At 42.0% G+C, this 16,745-nt stretch carries 16 protein-coding genes; 13 read left to right on the top strand and 3 right to left on the bottom strand.

Going from position 1 to position 16,745, the window contains the following annotated elements; translation table 11 throughout:
- Nucleotides 1-37: 37 nt before the first annotated feature.
- The gene (locus JKM87_RS11965; RefSeq protein WP_202080602.1) at nt 38-1,159 is read left to right on the top strand and encodes a Y-family DNA polymerase; all 1,122 of its coding nucleotides are present in this window, start codon (nt 38-40) and stop codon (nt 1,157-1,159) included.
- 60 nt (nt 1,160-1,219) lie between these two features.
- Here JKM87_RS11965 and JKM87_RS11960 read toward each other — a convergent pair whose 3' ends face one another.
- Nucleotides 1,220-1,456 (bottom strand): DNA alkylation repair protein, encoded by a 237-nt coding sequence (locus JKM87_RS11960; RefSeq protein WP_202080601.1) that lies wholly within the window; start codon nt 1,454-1,456, stop codon nt 1,220-1,222.
- Nucleotides 1,457-1,593: 137 nt separating this feature from the next.
- Between JKM87_RS11960 and JKM87_RS11955 the strand changes: the two genes are divergently transcribed.
- The 8 genes from JKM87_RS11955 to JKM87_RS11920 all read left to right on the top strand — a co-directional run bounded on the left by JKM87_RS11955 (nt 1,594) and on the right by JKM87_RS11920 (nt 9,720).
- Nucleotides 1,594-1,887 carry a hypothetical protein gene (locus JKM87_RS11955; protein WP_202080600.1) on the top strand — a complete coding sequence of 98 codons (294 nt, stop codon included), beginning with the start codon at nt 1,594-1,596 and terminating at the stop codon, nt 1,885-1,887.
- 131 nt (nt 1,888-2,018) lie between these two features.
- Nucleotides 2,019-2,639: a DUF420 domain-containing protein gene (locus JKM87_RS11950; protein ID WP_202080599.1), complete on the top strand. Its 621-nt coding sequence runs from the start codon at nt 2,019-2,021 to the stop codon at nt 2,637-2,639.
- A gap of 62 nt (nt 2,640-2,701) precedes the next feature.
- On the top strand, nt 2,702-3,118 hold the full coding sequence (locus tag JKM87_RS11945) for a CBS domain-containing protein (protein WP_202080598.1): 417 nt from the start codon (nt 2,702-2,704) through the stop codon (nt 3,116-3,118).
- 368 nt (nt 3,119-3,486) lie between these two features.
- Nucleotides 3,487-5,700, top strand: a complete 2,214-nt coding sequence (locus JKM87_RS11940; protein WP_236838787.1) for a S8 family peptidase — start codon at nt 3,487-3,489, stop codon at nt 5,698-5,700.
- A gap of 338 nt (nt 5,701-6,038) precedes the next feature.
- Nucleotides 6,039-6,554 (top strand): thiol-disulfide oxidoreductase DCC family protein, encoded by a 516-nt coding sequence (locus JKM87_RS11935; RefSeq protein WP_336885173.1) that lies wholly within the window; start codon nt 6,039-6,041, stop codon nt 6,552-6,554.
- Nucleotides 6,555-6,650: 96 nt separating this feature from the next.
- Nucleotides 6,651-7,460 (top strand): ATP-grasp domain-containing protein, encoded by an 810-nt coding sequence (locus tag JKM87_RS11930; protein WP_202080597.1) that lies wholly within the window; start codon nt 6,651-6,653, stop codon nt 7,458-7,460.
- A 138-nt stretch (nt 7,461-7,598) separates the two neighbouring features.
- The gene (locus JKM87_RS11925; protein ID WP_202080596.1) at nt 7,599-8,561 is read left to right on the top strand and encodes a D-2-hydroxyacid dehydrogenase; all 963 of its coding nucleotides are present in this window, start codon (nt 7,599-7,601) and stop codon (nt 8,559-8,561) included.
- Between the two features lie 88 nt (nt 8,562-8,649).
- Nucleotides 8,650-9,720, top strand: a complete 1,071-nt coding sequence (locus JKM87_RS11920) for a M20/M25/M40 family metallo-hydrolase (RefSeq protein ID WP_202080644.1) — start codon at nt 8,650-8,652, stop codon at nt 9,718-9,720.
- Nucleotides 9,721-9,897: 177 nt separating this feature from the next.
- On the opposite strand, the gene JKM87_RS11915 is transcribed toward JKM87_RS11920, so the two are convergent.
- Complete coding sequence (locus JKM87_RS11915; RefSeq protein ID WP_202080595.1) at nt 9,898-12,582, bottom strand: YfhO family protein; 2,685 nt, start codon at nt 12,580-12,582, stop codon at nt 9,898-9,900.
- Between the two features lie 206 nt (nt 12,583-12,788).
- Between JKM87_RS11915 and JKM87_RS11910 the strand changes: the two genes are divergently transcribed.
- Genes JKM87_RS11910 through JKM87_RS11895 form a run of 4 tightly spaced genes read left to right on the top strand, consistent with a single transcriptional unit; the run spans nt 12,789 to nt 15,314 of the window.
- Nucleotides 12,789-13,364, top strand: coding sequence for a sigma-70 family RNA polymerase sigma factor (locus tag JKM87_RS11910; RefSeq protein ID WP_202080594.1), 576 nt, complete (start codon nt 12,789-12,791; stop codon nt 13,362-13,364).
- Nucleotides 13,361-13,861: an anti-sigma factor family protein gene (locus tag JKM87_RS11905; protein ID WP_202080593.1), complete on the top strand. Its 501-nt coding sequence runs from the start codon at nt 13,361-13,363 to the stop codon at nt 13,859-13,861. Before JKM87_RS11910 ends, JKM87_RS11905 begins: the two co-directional genes overlap by 4 nt.
- A gap of 21 nt (nt 13,862-13,882) precedes the next feature.
- A complete protein-coding gene (locus JKM87_RS11900; protein ID WP_202080592.1) occupies nt 13,883-14,401 on the top strand; it encodes a hypothetical protein in 519 nt (172 codons plus the stop codon).
- Complete coding sequence (locus JKM87_RS11895; protein WP_202080591.1) at nt 14,394-15,314, top strand: LiaF transmembrane domain-containing protein; 921 nt, start codon at nt 14,394-14,396, stop codon at nt 15,312-15,314. The genes JKM87_RS11900 and JKM87_RS11895 overlap by 8 nt, the downstream gene beginning before the upstream one ends.
- A 122-nt stretch (nt 15,315-15,436) precedes the next feature.
- Here the strand turns inward: JKM87_RS11895 and JKM87_RS11890 are convergent, their stop codons facing one another.
- Entirely contained in the window at nt 15,437-16,684 is a 1,248-nt protein-coding gene (locus JKM87_RS11890) for an MFS transporter (protein WP_202080590.1), read from the bottom strand.
- Nucleotides 16,685-16,745 lie beyond the last annotated feature (61 nt).

Here is a 16,745-nt window from a genome sequence, read left to right as displayed (position 1 = left end):
AATAGTGTAAGCAACGTCGAAGAAGAGAGTTGATATGATGAGTGATGTTCAACTGCAAAAACATCATGACCAGCACGGACAGCCGTCTCGTTATATTATGTTAGCCGATATGAACTCGTTTTTCGCTAGTTGTCATCAAAGTGTAGATCCGGCTCTGAGACATAAGCCTGTCATCGTAGGTGGATCAACAACCTCTAAAAGGAGAGGGATGGTTATCGCTGCAAGCTATGAAGCCAAAGCGAAGGGCGTCTATACAACGATGAGTAGCTATGAAGCTAAACGAAAGTGTCCGGAGGCTATATTCGTCATGAGAGATCACACTTTATATCAAAACTACTCTACTAAAATTATGAACTTCCTGCGGTTGATCGGTGACACTGAGGTCGCTTCAATTGATGAAGCTTATGTTGATATTACACCATTGGTACAAAAGGGGAAAAAGCCACAGGATATCGCCACGTATATTCAAAGCACATTATGGAAAAAGTTGCATATGCCTTGTTCCATAGGAGTAGGGTCCAATCGCATCATCGCCAAAATGGCAGCAGAAATTAAAAAGCCACGTGGTTATGTGCAATTAGGTGTTAAGCAATTCTGCACATACTTTTATCCCCAACCTTTGAGTCAATTACACGGGTGTGGACAGAAGACAGCAGAGAAATTTGAGAAAAATAATATTTTCACAATCGGTGATCTTGCCGAGGCAGATCCACTCCAAGTGAAATTAATTTTAGGAAAAAGAGGTGAGCACTTACAGCATGCAGCCCAAGGCAAGGGAAGTGCTGTGATATATCCGGATCGAGAAAAAGGGGACAAAACCATTGGAAAAGAAACCACGTTTCAGAACCACACCACCGACCAAGGTTTGATTAAGAGTTTAGCCAGTCGAATGGTCGAACAACTGGCATCCAAGTTGGAACAAAAGCGTAAGAAAGTAAGAACCGTTTCCGTCGTTTATAAGCTAGAACGAGGAAAAGGCTCTCACTCAAAAAGTGTCACCTTAGCGGAAGGAACGAAGGATCAAAGTGTGTTATATGATCATGTTCAGAGCTTGTACCAACAACATCTTGCTGAGACGCCAATCATTCTCTTTGGTGTACGTTTTTCCAATCTCGAAGATTTGGACTATGAGCAACTCACCTTAGAAGATTTTATGTAAGCTCGCATAGCTATAGGGGCCAGCCGAAGGACGGTCAAACGCTATATGTAGCCAGAGGCTTTATTGTTGACGCATACGTTCGGCCATTTTTACAAAACGCACTTCCTCATCAACTTGACCACAACTTCCACATTGGATTCTTTTATCCGGACCTTGATACTGTATATGAAAAGGTTCTAACTGGTCTAATACAGACTCTTCACCCGTAGCGAAGTCGATCTTGATGGGTGTCACGTGCTGTTCGATGACGTTAAACCTAGACCTCGCTTGGCATGTAGGACAACAATAGAATGGCATGCAAGAAACCTCCTTCATGTATCACTGACTTAAATTTTAACCCTCGATGGGACACAGTATGTGTCGTGTGATGTGTCCTTTTTATTCCATTGTCGTCTATTTGATCACGATGTATACCTTGCAGGAGGCGATAAGAGATGACGATTCATGATTACTTAGTAGAAAACCATAGGGATGACTTGACTTACCACGAAGGAAAGGTCATGTTTGAAAAGCCATTGGTCCGTGCGTTAGAAAGCATTAACCTTAAGTTGAAATTAGAGGAACATGCAACAAAAGTGGTCTTATATGATGAGAATGGTAGAAGGGGAGAGGTCCCGTATGATATTCATGAAGAATGGCACGAGCAAGGTAAGAAGGGATACTATGAACAGATGTATTTAGACTTTCAAGCCTTTAAATTAGAAGAAGACGAGGGTCAAAAGTTTTAAGCCCAAAAGTTTTAAAAAGATGTAATAATTCTTTAACTACATAGGTTGTCATGATGTTGCTATTTATATATTCTAAGAGAGTAAGAATATGAACCACATGGAGCTAGGGAAAATTAAGGAGATGTAACGAGATGACCGATCATGGTAAACAAACGAATGCCAATCAAGAAGAACCAGTGGTTACCCAACAATCACAAACAAACGAACATCGTGACATCAACGAATACGGTGTAAAAGAAAGAAATTATACGCCATGGATTATTGGACTATCCCTTGGCATTAATATACTCGTCATTATTCTGTTCATTTTACCCGGCTATCGTGGCTTTGACCACTTAGATTTGACCATAATGCCTATGTTTAATGCCATCTTTAACAGTTTTACTTTTATTTTTCTATTGTTAGCCTTATATTTTATTATCAAAAAACAAGTCGTTTTACATCGTCGCTTTATCTATGCAGCATTCACAACGACTGCCCTGTTTTTAATCAATTACGTCACGTATCATTCTCTATCAGAATCAACGCCTTTTGGTGGAGAGGGTATCATTAGAAGCCTATACTTTTTTATCCTATTAACACATATCATCTTAGCTATTGTCATTGTGCCACTTGCCTTAACCACAGTCGCTAGAGGGCTCAATATGCAGGTTGAGAAGCACCGTAAAATCGCAAGGTGGACCATGCCAATCTGGCTATATGTGAGTTTAACAGGCGTCATTATTTATTTGATGATATCGCCATATTATTAACAGAACAGACTAGGAGTATATTAACAGAAGAAATGTCATGATACTTGAAGGGATGAGAACACATGAATGTAGCATTCTTTTTAGTTCCTAAAGATGACGTGGTATTTGTCTCACCTGAGGCGACGATGCGTCAAGCACTAGAAAAATTAGACCATCATGGATATACCGCACTTCCAATTATAGATCATAGAGGGAAATATATCGGCACGATCACAGAAGGAGACCTATTGAGGAAATTAAAGGACTCCCCAGAAGTCTCTTTTGAAAATACAGATCAAATCCCATTATCTGAAATCCCTTTTCGTAAAAAAAATAAGCCAGTCCCGATTAATGCTGATATGGAAGATCTCATATCACTTGCCACTGAGCAAAACTTTGTCCCTGTGGTTGATGATAATAAGGTGTTCATTGGGATTATTCGCAGAAGTGATGTCATTCAGTACTGCTACGATTATCTGAAAAAGATGGAAAAAGAATAAAAGGTTGTTTATAATAGATCACGATTTAAGGGCCCATACCAGGGGTCCTTTTTTTATACCTGAATTTGGTTCATTATACTGCAAGTGACACATGAGAAAGCGAATGGTAATTTTTGCGCAATGGTGTCTTCATACATAGCTATTGATGATCATCCATTTGCTATGTTTCCCAATGTTTCTATAGCGTAAAAAAGCAGGAATATCAGTCTTACAGAAAGAAATATTTTAAGTGTTCGCAAATTTTAGCCAATTATGTCGAACCGTTGGGTCGTGCGTAAATGATTTAGGTATTGCTTACCAGGGATATTTTATCTGAAATGCGTGAAACGTTGCTTGCGGTCGACAAAAATTGGTGAGGAGGAATGTATATGACGGAAACACAGCACTTATTTGACACAAGAAAGAAGCTAGTTGGCCTTTTAATTGTAATGGCCTTGTTAGCAACCCCTTTTATTTATGCCTATAGTGATGCTCAGGCCACATCGACTGTAGACACGGACAAGTTGGATCAAGCTTTTGCATCTGAACTAGAGAACACAACAGAACTATTATATTATGATGTTCTGATTACATTTGATTCAAAAGAAAGCGTGACATTATTAGACCGCTTTGATCGCGATGTCAAGTCATTCAATCACCTACCAATCGCGCGTGTCCTTTTAAGTCCTTCTGAAATCGCAGAAGTGACACAATGGGATACGGTCCGTTTCATTGAACCGAACCGCAAAATGAAGACATTTAATGCAGAAGGACGTGAAATGACTAACTCAGAAGCTGTACAACAAGAGTTAGGCTATGATGGTGAAGATGTTGAGATTGCGATTATTGACACGGGTGCAGACGGCCTTCACCCGGATCTTATCGACAACATGACTCACAACTGGCAGGTTGCTGGGACGCTTATCAGTGACTCAGGGTATGTGAGTACGACACCAGATGGGATTGATGTCGATACGTCTATTATCGATGTGGAGGAAGAGACTGGTGTTCCAGTCAACACAGATGAATATGGACACGGCACTCATGTGTTCGGAACAATTGCAGGTACAGGTGATGCGTCTGACGGATACTACCGTGGGATGGCTCCTCAGGCCAGCGTACAAAGCTACAGTTCATCAGCAGGTATCCTACTCGTTTTCACAGTAGAAGCATACGACCATATCCTTGACCAGGTGAAAAACGATGACGCAGATATCCGTCTGATCTCCAACAGCTGGGGTTCAGAAGGATGTGAATTTAACCCGCATAACGCTGTAAATGTTGCAACGTATGAAGCGTATCAAGAGGGCATCCTTAGCGTATTCGCTTATGGGAACTCAGGTCCTGATGTGAATACTTGTAACCCTTATACGACAGCCCCTTATGTTTTAGGAATTGGTGCAACGGATAAAGCGTACAAAGTAACAGGTTTCTCATCTAGAGGAATCGAAGATGCCAACCACGATCGTGAACGAGCCCTACAAAACTTCGAAGCTTATCTTGCTGCTTCTAGTGACGAGCAAGAGGCATGGGATTTCGATGCCAACCCAATCGGTCTTTATCGTCCGTCTGTCACAGCGCCAGGTGCGGATATCGTTTCAGCACAAAATCCGCTCCATCCGATGACCACAACGGGTACTTTGTACGGCGCTGCAAGTGGAACGTCGATGGCCACACCGATGGTCACAGGCGTACTGGGACTTGTCATTGATGCTTATGAAGAGAACAATGATGGCAGCCTTAGTCCATTAGACTTAATCCGTCTAACGGAAGTAACAGCAAACAAAGAAGTGATGCACGGGTATCAAACCCATGATACTGGAGCAGGCTTTGTTGATGCCCAATTGGCGGTGGAACGTGCGGTTAACAATGATATACCAACTCAAGTAACGGAAGAAGATCTTGTTACCTTCGAGTGGCCGGCTCAGCTCGATGTTAAGTCAGGCTCATATGAAGGCACAGTGCCTGCTAACACTTGGGAATCCAACGAAGGGTATGAAACGCATACGTTTGAAGTGAAAGAAGGCGCCTTAAAAGCTTATGCAGATCTTTCTTGGGAGAATGAAGCCGAGAACCTTTATATCTCTCTTTATGAACCAGGCGCAGATGTATCGGATACGAACGCAGCGACGGCACAATCAGCTGCTCTATTAGACACTTCAAATTCTCGCTTTGTGGAGGTCACATTCCCTGAACCTGGGACGTGGACCGTTCGCATTGATGGGAGAAATAACACAGTCACAAGTTATAGTGGTAATTGGGAAGTCTCCTACGAAACAGATGCTGCAGAGGAAATCAATGCCGTATTATATGTGACGCCAGAACGCATATCCGGTAATGAAACAGTAGATGTTCAAGCAGCAGTGACAAATGAGGGTGGTATCGAAGATATCAACTCAGTTTCTTTGGTCGTACGTGCGGCTAATGGTAACGAGTTGTACCATTGGACCAAAGCGGACTTTGATAAAGAGGATGTCAATACCTTAGCGTTTGATGCGCAAGATCTTAAGATGTCTGGGAAAGCGCCTTGGACAGTCACACTTGAGGCAGAGAATGCAGATGGCAACGTCGTTTATGAACAGGCCTTAATCGGTAAAAAGTAATACAGAGACGTACCACTAGAGAGAAATACGTTTGACTAAAAAGAGTTCGGAGCTATAGCTCTGAACTCTTTTTTAGGGTTTACAAGATATGTTGGGATAGACGGAAAAATCAAAAACACTGCGGGGTGAAGGGATGTACTGGAGGGTTTATCTACCGCCTTTATGAGGGTCTTCTTTCCCAATTATGTCCTAGGGTTCAAATATCAAAAGTATCTTCATGTGTAGTATAATGAAGTAGAATGAGTGAATGTATGATTAAGTCATGTACAGATAAGTAATGGGGGAAATGAGTCTAACGTATGGATGAACAAGATAAGCGGTAAAAAGGCGGGATTCTTGTGGCAAATAAACCGTTTCGACATAACAACGAAGCAGAAGGAGAACAACAATCTAAAAATGGTAGAGCCATTCTTTTGTACGACGGTGTATGCAACCTATGTAACAGTGCGGTTCAATTTGTCCTCAAAAGGGATAAACACGATCGCTTTATGTATGCTTCCTTACAGTCTGAAGCGGGACAATATCTTATAAGACAATACGGCTTAAGTGATCGTCAACTGAATACCTTTATCTATATTGACCATGAAGGATATGAGATTCAATCCTCAGCGGCCCTCCGAGTACTGTATGGTTTTGGTGGAACCTGGCGTGTTCTAGCTACTGTGGGTGGCATAGTCCCACGCTTTGTAAGAGATTTCATTTATCGCTTTGTGGCGAGAAATAGATATCGTTGGTTTGGTCAACAGGATACATGTATGCTCCCTTCCGCCAACGTTCAGAGGAAGTTCGTGGCATCCATTGATGATCTCAAGCAATGTACAGATATCATCGAGGCTCCCACTATTCATTCGTGAAAAAAGTATAGACGATTGTCAAAAAATATCGTATAAAGATGATAGGCTATAAAAAATAAAATACGCATAGGGTAAGGATGAGGGAGAGGGAACAACATGAAATATGTGACGTTTAATCCTTTACGAACGATTGGTATACCGAATACCAAATATATTAAACCTGAGCTCATGTTTCAAGAAAAAGAAGGGATACAAGAGGCTGACTGGCTTCTATTTCCGGAGTACTGGCAGGTTAACTCGCTGGTATACGGCTTAAAAAAACGAATTTTCCCAAGTATTGAAACCTTCCATCTCGGCCATGACAAGATTGAAATGACAAGAGTATTAAATATGATCGTACCCGAACACGTACCGTATACACAAATCCTAGCCAGCACAGACGCTAATGTACGACGCGTGCTAGATGAATGCCCGATGCCATTCATGGCTAAGGAGGTAAGAAACTCGCAGGGTAAAGGTGTTTTCTATATAGAAAATGAGGCACAGTTTCACGAGTATGCGCGACAAAATAGGGTGCTCTATGTACAGGAGTATCTCCCGATTGATAGAGATATGCGCTTGGTATATGTGGGCGATGAAGTCATCGGCGCCTACTGGCGAATAGGGGATAGCCACAGTCATTTGAATAATATTTCACAGGGTGGACACGTATCATATGAATTCGTTCCCTATGAGGCGGTACAGCTTGTGGAGGACATCGCAAAACGGCTTAATATTAATCATGCAGGGTTTGATGTGGCTCTCGTTAATGATCATCTGTATATATTCGAGTTTAACGTATTATTTGGGAACATAGGATTAAAGGGTTTGAAGATGTCTGTTGAAGAAAAAATACAAGAATATTTACGCAAGCAACACTCCCCTAACAGTCCTTTTACGCCATTTCCTTCACCACGCGTGTCCTAAAACCTAAGGCGAATCATATGACAAAATTGTCCTAGTGTAGAAAAAAAGATAGAATGAACAGCAGATAATTGAAATAATAACATGCATCGGCAGGATGCGTGTTATTTACTTATATCATGGTATAGGAGGATGTACCGGATGAAGATTGTTGTGCTAGATGGCTATACTTTAAATCCAGGAGACCTAAGTTGGCAAGGCCTTGAGCATCTTGGCGATGTGACCGTTTATGATCGAACATCTCAAGCAGACATTATCCCAAGGGCAAAGGAAGCGAACCTCATTTTGACCAATAAGACCCCTATTAGTGCAGAAACGATACAAGCTTGTCCCAAATTAAAATACATTGGGGTTTTAGCAACTGGGTTTGATCAAGTTGATATACATAGTGCAATACAGCATGAAGTCGTGGTCACCAACATCCCTACTTACGGAACAGCATCAGTTGCTCAGTTCACTTTTGCCTTACTTCTCTCTCTGGCCCATCGTGTGCAAAAACACAGCGATGCAGTACACGCAGGACAATGGTCAGAAACATCGGATTTTTCTTTTTGGCTGACACCGCAAATAGAGCTCCAGGGGAAAACGATGGGAATTATAGGCTATGGGGCTATAGGAGAACAGGTTGGAAAGATCGCCAATGTAATGGGAATGAATGTGATGGCGTATCGTCGTTCACCCGGAGGCACACCACCATATGAACGGTTTGAGTGGGCAACAGATTTAGATCAAGTGTTCAAATGTGCGGACATCGTCAGTCTACACTGCCCATTAACGACTGAGACGGAAGGGATGATTAACCGACATACGCTATCAATGATGAAAAAGGAGGCGTTGCTCCTTAATACAGCCCGCGGAAAGCTCATCGTTGAAGAGGATTTGGCAAAAGCATTAGACGAAAAGCGGATCGCTGGGGCCGCATTAGACGTCCTTTCAACTGAGCCGCCTCAAGCTGAACATCCTCTGTACGGCGTGAAGAATTGTATCATGACTCCGCACATGGCGTGGGCGTCAGTTGAAGCGCGGACGAGACTGATGAATATTGCAGTGAACAACGCTTATCAATTCTTACAAGGGGACCCTATTAACGTGGTCAATCGTTAATTATCTTTTTAGGCTTTATGATTTATGATACAACACGACATTTATGAGATATTGACAACCATTGGTTATAAAGGAGGACGACATGACAATGAAACAATCGTCTGAAGACTTTTTAATGGAACTACTCAGAACGCCTTCACCGTCAGGTATGGAAATGGACATTCAGAAAAAATGGCTCAAGTACGTACATCCATTTGCTGATGAAGTTCATACGGACCATGCTGGAAACGCTTATGCAACGCTTAACCCTAAAGCCCCATTTAAAGTACTTCTTGCAGGCCATATAGATGAGATCGCCTTTGTTATTAATAAAATAGACGATAATGGCTTCCTGCGTTTTTCTAAAGTGGGTGGGATTAGCCATAAGCCTGCTATTGGAATGAAGGTCACGATACGAGGGAAAAGCAAATCACTCGTAGGGGTGATCGGTGTCAATGCGGAGCACCACGGTGGGATTAAGGATGACTTTGATTACGAAGACCTGTATATTGACTGTGGCGCAAAGAGTAAAGAAGAGGTTGAACCCTATGTACAGATCGGGGACTTGGTTGTGTATAAAAGAGACCCAGAAATTCTACTAAATAACAGAGTGAGTGGTCGAGGGTTAGATAATCGTACAGGTGCTTTTATTGTGGCTGAGGTGTGTCGCAAACTCGCCGAGCAGAAACCGAAAGTCGGTGTATATGCTGTGAGCACTGTTAATGAAGAGACGAATTTAGGAGGCGCCTACTTTGCAGCGGCTGGCATTAAACCTTCTATAGCCATGGCTTGCGATGTCACTTTTGCCACAGACTATCCGGGTGTTAACACCAATAAGTATGGTGATATCAAACTAGACGGTGGGCCAGTATTAGCGAAAGGCGCACCGATTCATGTCAAAGTGAATGAATGGTTAGAGAGAGCAGCAGCGAAAAGACAAATTAACGTCCAGTATGAGCTTACCCCTCGTTCGACTGGAACGGATGCAGATCGGATGCGTTTAACAGGACAAGGGGTGCCAGTCGCACTTGTTTCTTTACCACTCCGGTACATGCATTCCCCAGTTGAAACAGTCAGCCTGAAAGATATTAATGAAGAGATTGACTTGTTAGTCGAGATGATCTCGTCGCTTGAGGGGACTGAAGACCTTAGACCTGTCGTTTTCGAAGAATCAGAGTGAGGATTATAACTGACAGACAAAAGCCTAGACTAAACCTAGACTAAAAAGACCGTGATGGCCCAATTTTTAGTACTACAAAAAGGCTAATAAATGAACCAATAATGTAAGATCATTGAAAAGCTGGTCAGGCTACACGCTATTAGGGGCGTGGCCTTAACCAGCTTTTGTTAAACCAAATTACAGGTTCATTTTAGTAGAGGTTTGTGTTGTTTTCTTTTTCCACGAAACGTACTCTTTTCTAGCGATTAAGCCAAGTAGAATCAAGCTTACGAATGACGTGATACACCCAGTGAGAAATCCCTGCGGTATAAAAGTCATGTCTATGTCGTTTTCGCCGACCGTTGTAGGGATGCCCATAAACCCACCCAAGAGCTTCTTAGGTTGTATCGTCTCACCGTTTACCTTCACACGCCAACCTTCATCCCAGGGGATAGTGAGGAAGAGAAAATCATGGTCATTTTCAGCTTTGACCGTTCCCTGTAATCTGTTACCTTCTCGTAAAGTAACATCTAAACCCTGGACATCGATGTGTTCTACCATAGTGGGATAAGCCGAGATATCTAAACCATAGAATTGCATCTCTTCATAGGTGAAATCGTCTGCATCGATGTTAATTGTCATCGTCACCTGTCCTTGAGAGAAGGTCCCCATGTCTAATATACCCTCATGTTCGTATCTAGGATATTCTTCTATCAGAACGCCATTAACGTATGTTTCTGGTACGATATCAGAGAAATTTAAATACTGCTTCCACATAGCGGGCATGGTGATGTAGGCATACATCAGTGTATTTTCCTCTCTCACATCCAGCGTATGTTTAATTGTCAGTGGGGCATGCTCATTCTCACGTGTTAATATCATACGCCCTTGCTCTTGCTCAATGTCCGCTACATTTTCATATGTTGTCGTCACTTGCTCAGGGTCCAAAGCTTTGAATAATGGTTCATCACGTCCGCTTAAGGCTTGATACACCTTGTTTTGGTTTTCAAACGGTTGATCCATATCATCTAATGTTATATGGCCAAAATTTTCGTCAACCGTGAAACCCACAGGTAAGGCCAGGTCATTCCGATATAGGGTCAGATTTTGATGCTCCGCAAACGGAACGTAATACCCGCTTCTGACGTCGTCTTCAGCACTTATATAGTAGGACAAACCCAGAAGCGAGTCAGTAAATACCGTTGCCCCATTTTCTCTGTACACGGCCTTTGAGATGTGCAGGCCTAATTTGTTTATGCTTTCAGCAAAATCTTCCCGTAACATAGAATTGAATTGATTAAAGTCGCTATATCCTAGTAAAAGACCATCATTAGGTGTTGTTTTAAGGTCGTTAGTTGCACGATACAATCCATGCTGACCTTCTAAGTCTTGGTGATTAATCACTTGCACCGCTTGCTCATACGCCTCATAAGCATCAAACATCTCTCTCGGCACAGAACCGGTCTCCTGTGAAAGGGCGATAAAGCTAGTGGCACTGTTAAAGGTCAGTTCACCTATGGCATAGATGAGGAGCAAGATATATAAGAAACGTTTATAGTTCATGATGTATAACAGTAAGTAAACAAAGAATAACGATATGAGGATTAAGTTCATCACTAGATTGACGTCTATGACGTTCATCCATTGCGCTAGACCTATACCACTGAGAATAAACCCGTATAAACCGACCAAAGTAGACTTACTGATATGCTTGATTTGTGTCAATGCCACAATACTTAAATACAGTAAGACAAAAGACACTAGAAAACTAAAGCGATATAGATAGTTATTTGGTGAGGCAAATCCGTGCCATGTCCATTCAAGGAAAGGGATTTGCAGACTGACGAGTAATATACCAAGGATGATGCCCCATGTTATCTTATGAGACAGGGCAATACCACGATTGAAAAAATATAAGGGCACTAATAAGAGAACAAAGGTGCCAACATAGATATAAGGTGTTCCCGATAATATAGAATCGTAGAAACCACTGAATAGATTTTGAATAAATACGAGACTGTTAAAATTAGGGCTGAAACCGTTGTGCGTCACCCCACTACCCGCAGTTGTCAGTTGTTGATAGGTTGGTAGAGTAAGGAACGCTGATATGCCCGCCGCAATAAGCGTCCCCAAAAAGAATTTAACGCAAATCTTTATTTTTTGATCTTTAGCCCACTGTTGACCGCGCTGCACAAGGTTCGTGATAAAATACAAGAAGATAAAACAGCCAACCATATACGAAATATAGAAGTTAGATATAAACAATAGAGAGAGAATGAGCATAAAAGGCGTGATGACTTGTTCTTTTAAGAGTAAGTCAATGGTTAAGACGAGTATGGGTAACCAGATGAGCCCATCTAGCCACATCACATTATGATAATTGACAACGCTAAAGGCCATAAGGGCATAAAAGGTGGAGAAGATGACCGTCTCTAACGTTTCCAGGTTGAACTTCTTCCTGATCAGATAACACATAGCCATTGACATACAACCTACTTTTAAAAGGACCATCAATGCCACTGCTTCAGGCAAGTAAGCTTTCGGAAATAATAATAAAAGGAACATAAATGGACTAGCAGTGTAGTAGGCCAGCGTGCCAATGTGATTGGCCCCAAACCCAGAGTGCCAACTATATAAAAAGCTGCTGCTTGTGGTCAACGCTTCCTTAAAATAGCTATAAAAATGCACATACTGGTGAAATAAGTCAATCCTAAGAATTGTCAAATCACCTATCGGATAGGCGCCATATAGTACAAAAAAGTAGAGGCTCATTAATAGAGTAGGAAATAAAAAGGCACCTATATAAACACCAAACTGAGGGCGACTAGTCGCCTGCGCATTGAGTAAATGTTGACTATTTTTTGTCATATTATTTTGTGTCATGTTACCACCTTAGTTATGTTGATTTTATTTGCATTTGTAGCAGATGATTTTATTTGGATTTGTAGCAGATGATTGTGGAGCGGTCGGGCGTTTGAGCGCCAGATTTTTACACGCATAGACAATATTCGACGATATTGTCTTATTTCCTACTCCAGAAAAAATATTATTTTTTTGCAGGGGTAACGTGAGGGTGTTACGTCTAATAGGTGAGAGGGTCGAAAGGAGGGAAGCTTATTTGTGAATATCAATCTATTCAAAGCATACTAGCAGGAGATAAACAGGCTTACCAAGCATTCATTCAGCGTTACCAAAAGAGGGTGTATTACGCTATATTTAATATCGTTAAAGACCGTGAAGAAGCAAAGGATCTCACTCAAGAAGCTTTCCTCTCAGCTTATCGATCACTCGAACACTTTAAACAGGGCGCATCGTTTTCTACATGGGTGACACGGATTGCCATTAATAAAGCCCTAGATTACAAGCGAAAGAAACAACCTACACCAGTGTCTTATGTGCATGATATCGTAGACGAGGCGAAGGACAATCCCAACCCCGATCCGTTAGTCGCTTTGTTGGATCAGGAGTCTAAGTCAACCATTCATCAGTATCTAAAAAAATTACCTGATGTGTATCGACAGGCTATATATGCCTACTATTTTGAGCAGAAAAGCTACCAGGAGATCGCCTTACACGAAGGTGTAGAAACGAAAACGATAGAATCTCGATTATACCGTGCCAGACAGAAGCTAAAGGTGATGTGGAAGGAGGAGGTTAAGTCATGAATTGTCTTTATCGTTACGAGGACTGGGAACGTTATGTGAACCAGCAAGTGTCAGTAGTGGAAGCGGACCAATTAGAAGCGCATCTCGCCGAATGTGATTCTTGTTTAACTTATTACGAACATGCCATTCAGCTTCACTTAGATCAATTAGAAGAGGCGATAGGGCCAGCGCCAGATATCGTTGAAGACGTCATGGCTGATATTAAATCGACTCCTGTCATGCATTCAGCCAAAGTCGACAATGCTTCCTCCAAAGCTGACCAAGAAGCTCCTGTCATAGTGAAAAAGAAGAAGGACCGTGATTTCACAACGTTTTTCCATTACGCGGTTGCGGCATCATTCGCTTTCCTGATCTACACGTTTGGTTTTTTTGACCAATTTGTTCATGCCATGGACCAAACTGAAGTGATCACAGCTCAGACCGATTCTTGGCTGACACGTCTACAACAAACACCTCTAGATTGGTGGGAATGGTTAATCGATAGCGTCGATTCATAGAAATAAAAAGGAGGATTTTACTTGGAAAAAAGTAAATTTGCCACATTAATACTCTCATTTGTACCTGGTGTGGGACATTTATACCTTGGTCTCATGACTCGCGGGTTGCAATTCATGTTGTTGTTTTTTGGTTCTGCTTTCGTCATTCACTTTATTAGAATTGATGCGTTAATGGTGATGTTACCGGTCATCTGGTTCTACAGTTTTTTTGACGCTTTACAGGCTCGTCAGCGTGTCAATGAAGGGGTCATTGAGGATGAACCTTTACAAATGCTTAGATTTGAGCGTCTCAACCATCGGTGGGTGGCATACGCTCTCATTGTACTCGGTGTATTTATCATGTTTGAGAAATTTCTCGTACCAATGACGAGAGATATTATGCGTATCGCTTTTGATTATCGCTTGCCGTATTACCAACTGAGGGACGCTTTTATAGCTGCGATATTCATTTTCATTGGTACACGTCTCTTGAAGTCTAGAAAATCAAGTACAGAGCAGGGTGAGAGTCAAGCGATGAAAGAAGGGAAAGACCATGAGTAATTATCGAGTAGGAACAACGAGTGCCGGCATACTGTTCGTCTGTTTAGGATTAGGGTTGTTACTTCAGTTATTTTTTGATTTTTCCGTGGTAAGTCAGTTATTAAACTGGTGGCCACTCTTATTGATTTTGATCGGGGGAGAAATTCTGTGGGGTGTTAAACGAACAAAATCAAGCGAAGCGTCACACGAAAACGGAAAGATTCGTTATGATATCCTGTCCATCTTCATTGTGATCCTATTTTCATTTGCAACACTCTTTCTGTATGCTTTCCAAGAGTCTGGTGTGGTCACTTTTGCCCATCAAACGCTTGCAAGTCAGTCCTATAGTATTCAAAGTACCCCCGTTGAACAAGATATCCCAGACCAAGTCGAGGAGGTTATGATCGTAGGAAGTGAAGTGGCAGCGCTACAGCTGGAGACGACAGACAGTGACCGAATGTTAATCCACTCCAATTGGAGAAATATTTTTGCAGAGAGTGAAACGCAGGCACGTGCTTTAATAGAAAATACGATTCAGACTTCAATTGAAGGGCAAACGATGTATATCACATTAAACAATGTTCAAAACAAGTTATTCTTTCACCCACCTGCACGAGGTCAAATTAGTATCGCCATTCCTCACCATTTAAGCGTAAATGGGGACATGGTGAACAGCGATACGACGATAAAAGTGGACGCCATACAGCAAGATTGGCACATTAAGAGTCGGTCCATCTCAGCACGGGTAAATAATCAAGAAGACGTCAATGTCCATGCCAACGCATTTCACGGTCACATTCACGAAAATGAAACCTTTTGGTCAGACATAAATGAACAGCAAACACGAGCCATAAGGCAGTTACCGGAAGCGTCGAACACGCTTTACTTGGAAACGAACTCTGGCAGTATTACGGCAGAAGTTTTTGATAGATGAAATAAACAATAAACGTAAACAAAAGAGCAGGCCGAAGGGACCTGCTCTTTTTGTGAAGGCACTGTTTAAGTTATTTGATCTTTTCGAACAATATCTAAACTTATGCTCAAACAGTATGAGACTTAAACGGACGGGTTGTTTGTATTCTGCGAAGTGGTTGTAATCTGTTTGGTGTCGCTCGTTTGGTTCATGTGATGAATCACGGTCCATTTCACCCAAAGGGCTGAAATGACTAAGAGTATCGTAGCGTAGATAAAGATACTGCTTAATCCAAAGAGTGATGCTAGAAAACCGCCAGTGATAGGTCCTATGAGATTACCTAAGAAAATAGCAGAATTAGAATAACTATACGTCCGACTTTCCATACCTTCAGGTGCATAATGACGTAGTAAGGCGTGTATGGAAGGTAACATGCCACCCATACATAGACCGACGAGGAACCTCATCGCAATGAGCTGCCATAAGCTCGACACGAATGCTTGTGGTAAGGTCATAACAGCAGCGCCAAGCGTGGCAAAGAAGAGGACGAACTGAGAGCCATATCGGTCTCCTATTTTACCGAGCTTGGGTGCAGCTAGCATATTAGCTAATCCCATGACAGCCCCCGCTAAACCAGCAAAAAAGGCCAGGTACTGTTCAGAATCTCTTAACTCCTGTACATATAATGGAATGAGTGGTAGCGTTCCAAGCATTGCTAACTGTACCAAAGTGGCAATGATGAAGAGGGACAGTATCGGTTTTCTAGCAATAATAAGTTTAAAGTCTTGCTTGAAACTCGTTTTTTCTTGTGACGTTTTTCTTTCAAATGTCTCATGGACGAAAAAGATGACAATTAATGTAGCAATAAAAATAAAAATGCCGGTATACATGAAAATGGTACTAAAGCCGAGGAACTCAGCCAGTACACCCCCCATTAAGGGACCGCATATAGAGCCGGCAACAGCACTAGACTGTAGAATGCCCAAGGCGTAACCCGTTCTTGCTTTAGGTGTATTAGTCGCCGTTAAAGCGATAGCTGCCGGAATGAAACCAGAAATGGTTCCATTAAGCAGTCTAAGTAAAAGCAGCTGCATGGGACTTGTCGCAAACCCCATTAGAGTTGTGACGATGGCCATACCGATACCAGAACGTATCAGCATCATTTTGCGACCATATTGATCCGCTATCTTTCCCCATATAGGAGAGATTAGAAACGCAGTAAGAAACTGCGCCCCAAAGATGAGTCCCGACCACCGACTAACCTCTTCGGGATCGCTCAACCCTAAATCTTGTAAGTATAAGGGTAGGAACGGGATAATCTGACTCATAGAAGCCATGAAAATGAATTGTCCGACACACAGAATGACAAGATTCTTTTTCCACTTGTCCAAAAGTCCTCACATTCCTCTCTACGTTGACTATAACAGTAACGAATATAAAGTCTATGATTGT

The sequence above is a fragment of the Caldalkalibacillus salinus genome (assembly GCF_016745835.1).
Lineage (GTDB): Bacteria > Bacillota > Bacilli > Caldalkalibacillales > JCM-10596 > Caldalkalibacillus_A > Caldalkalibacillus_A salinus.
This window is presented reverse-complemented; position numbering and strand designations above follow the sequence as displayed.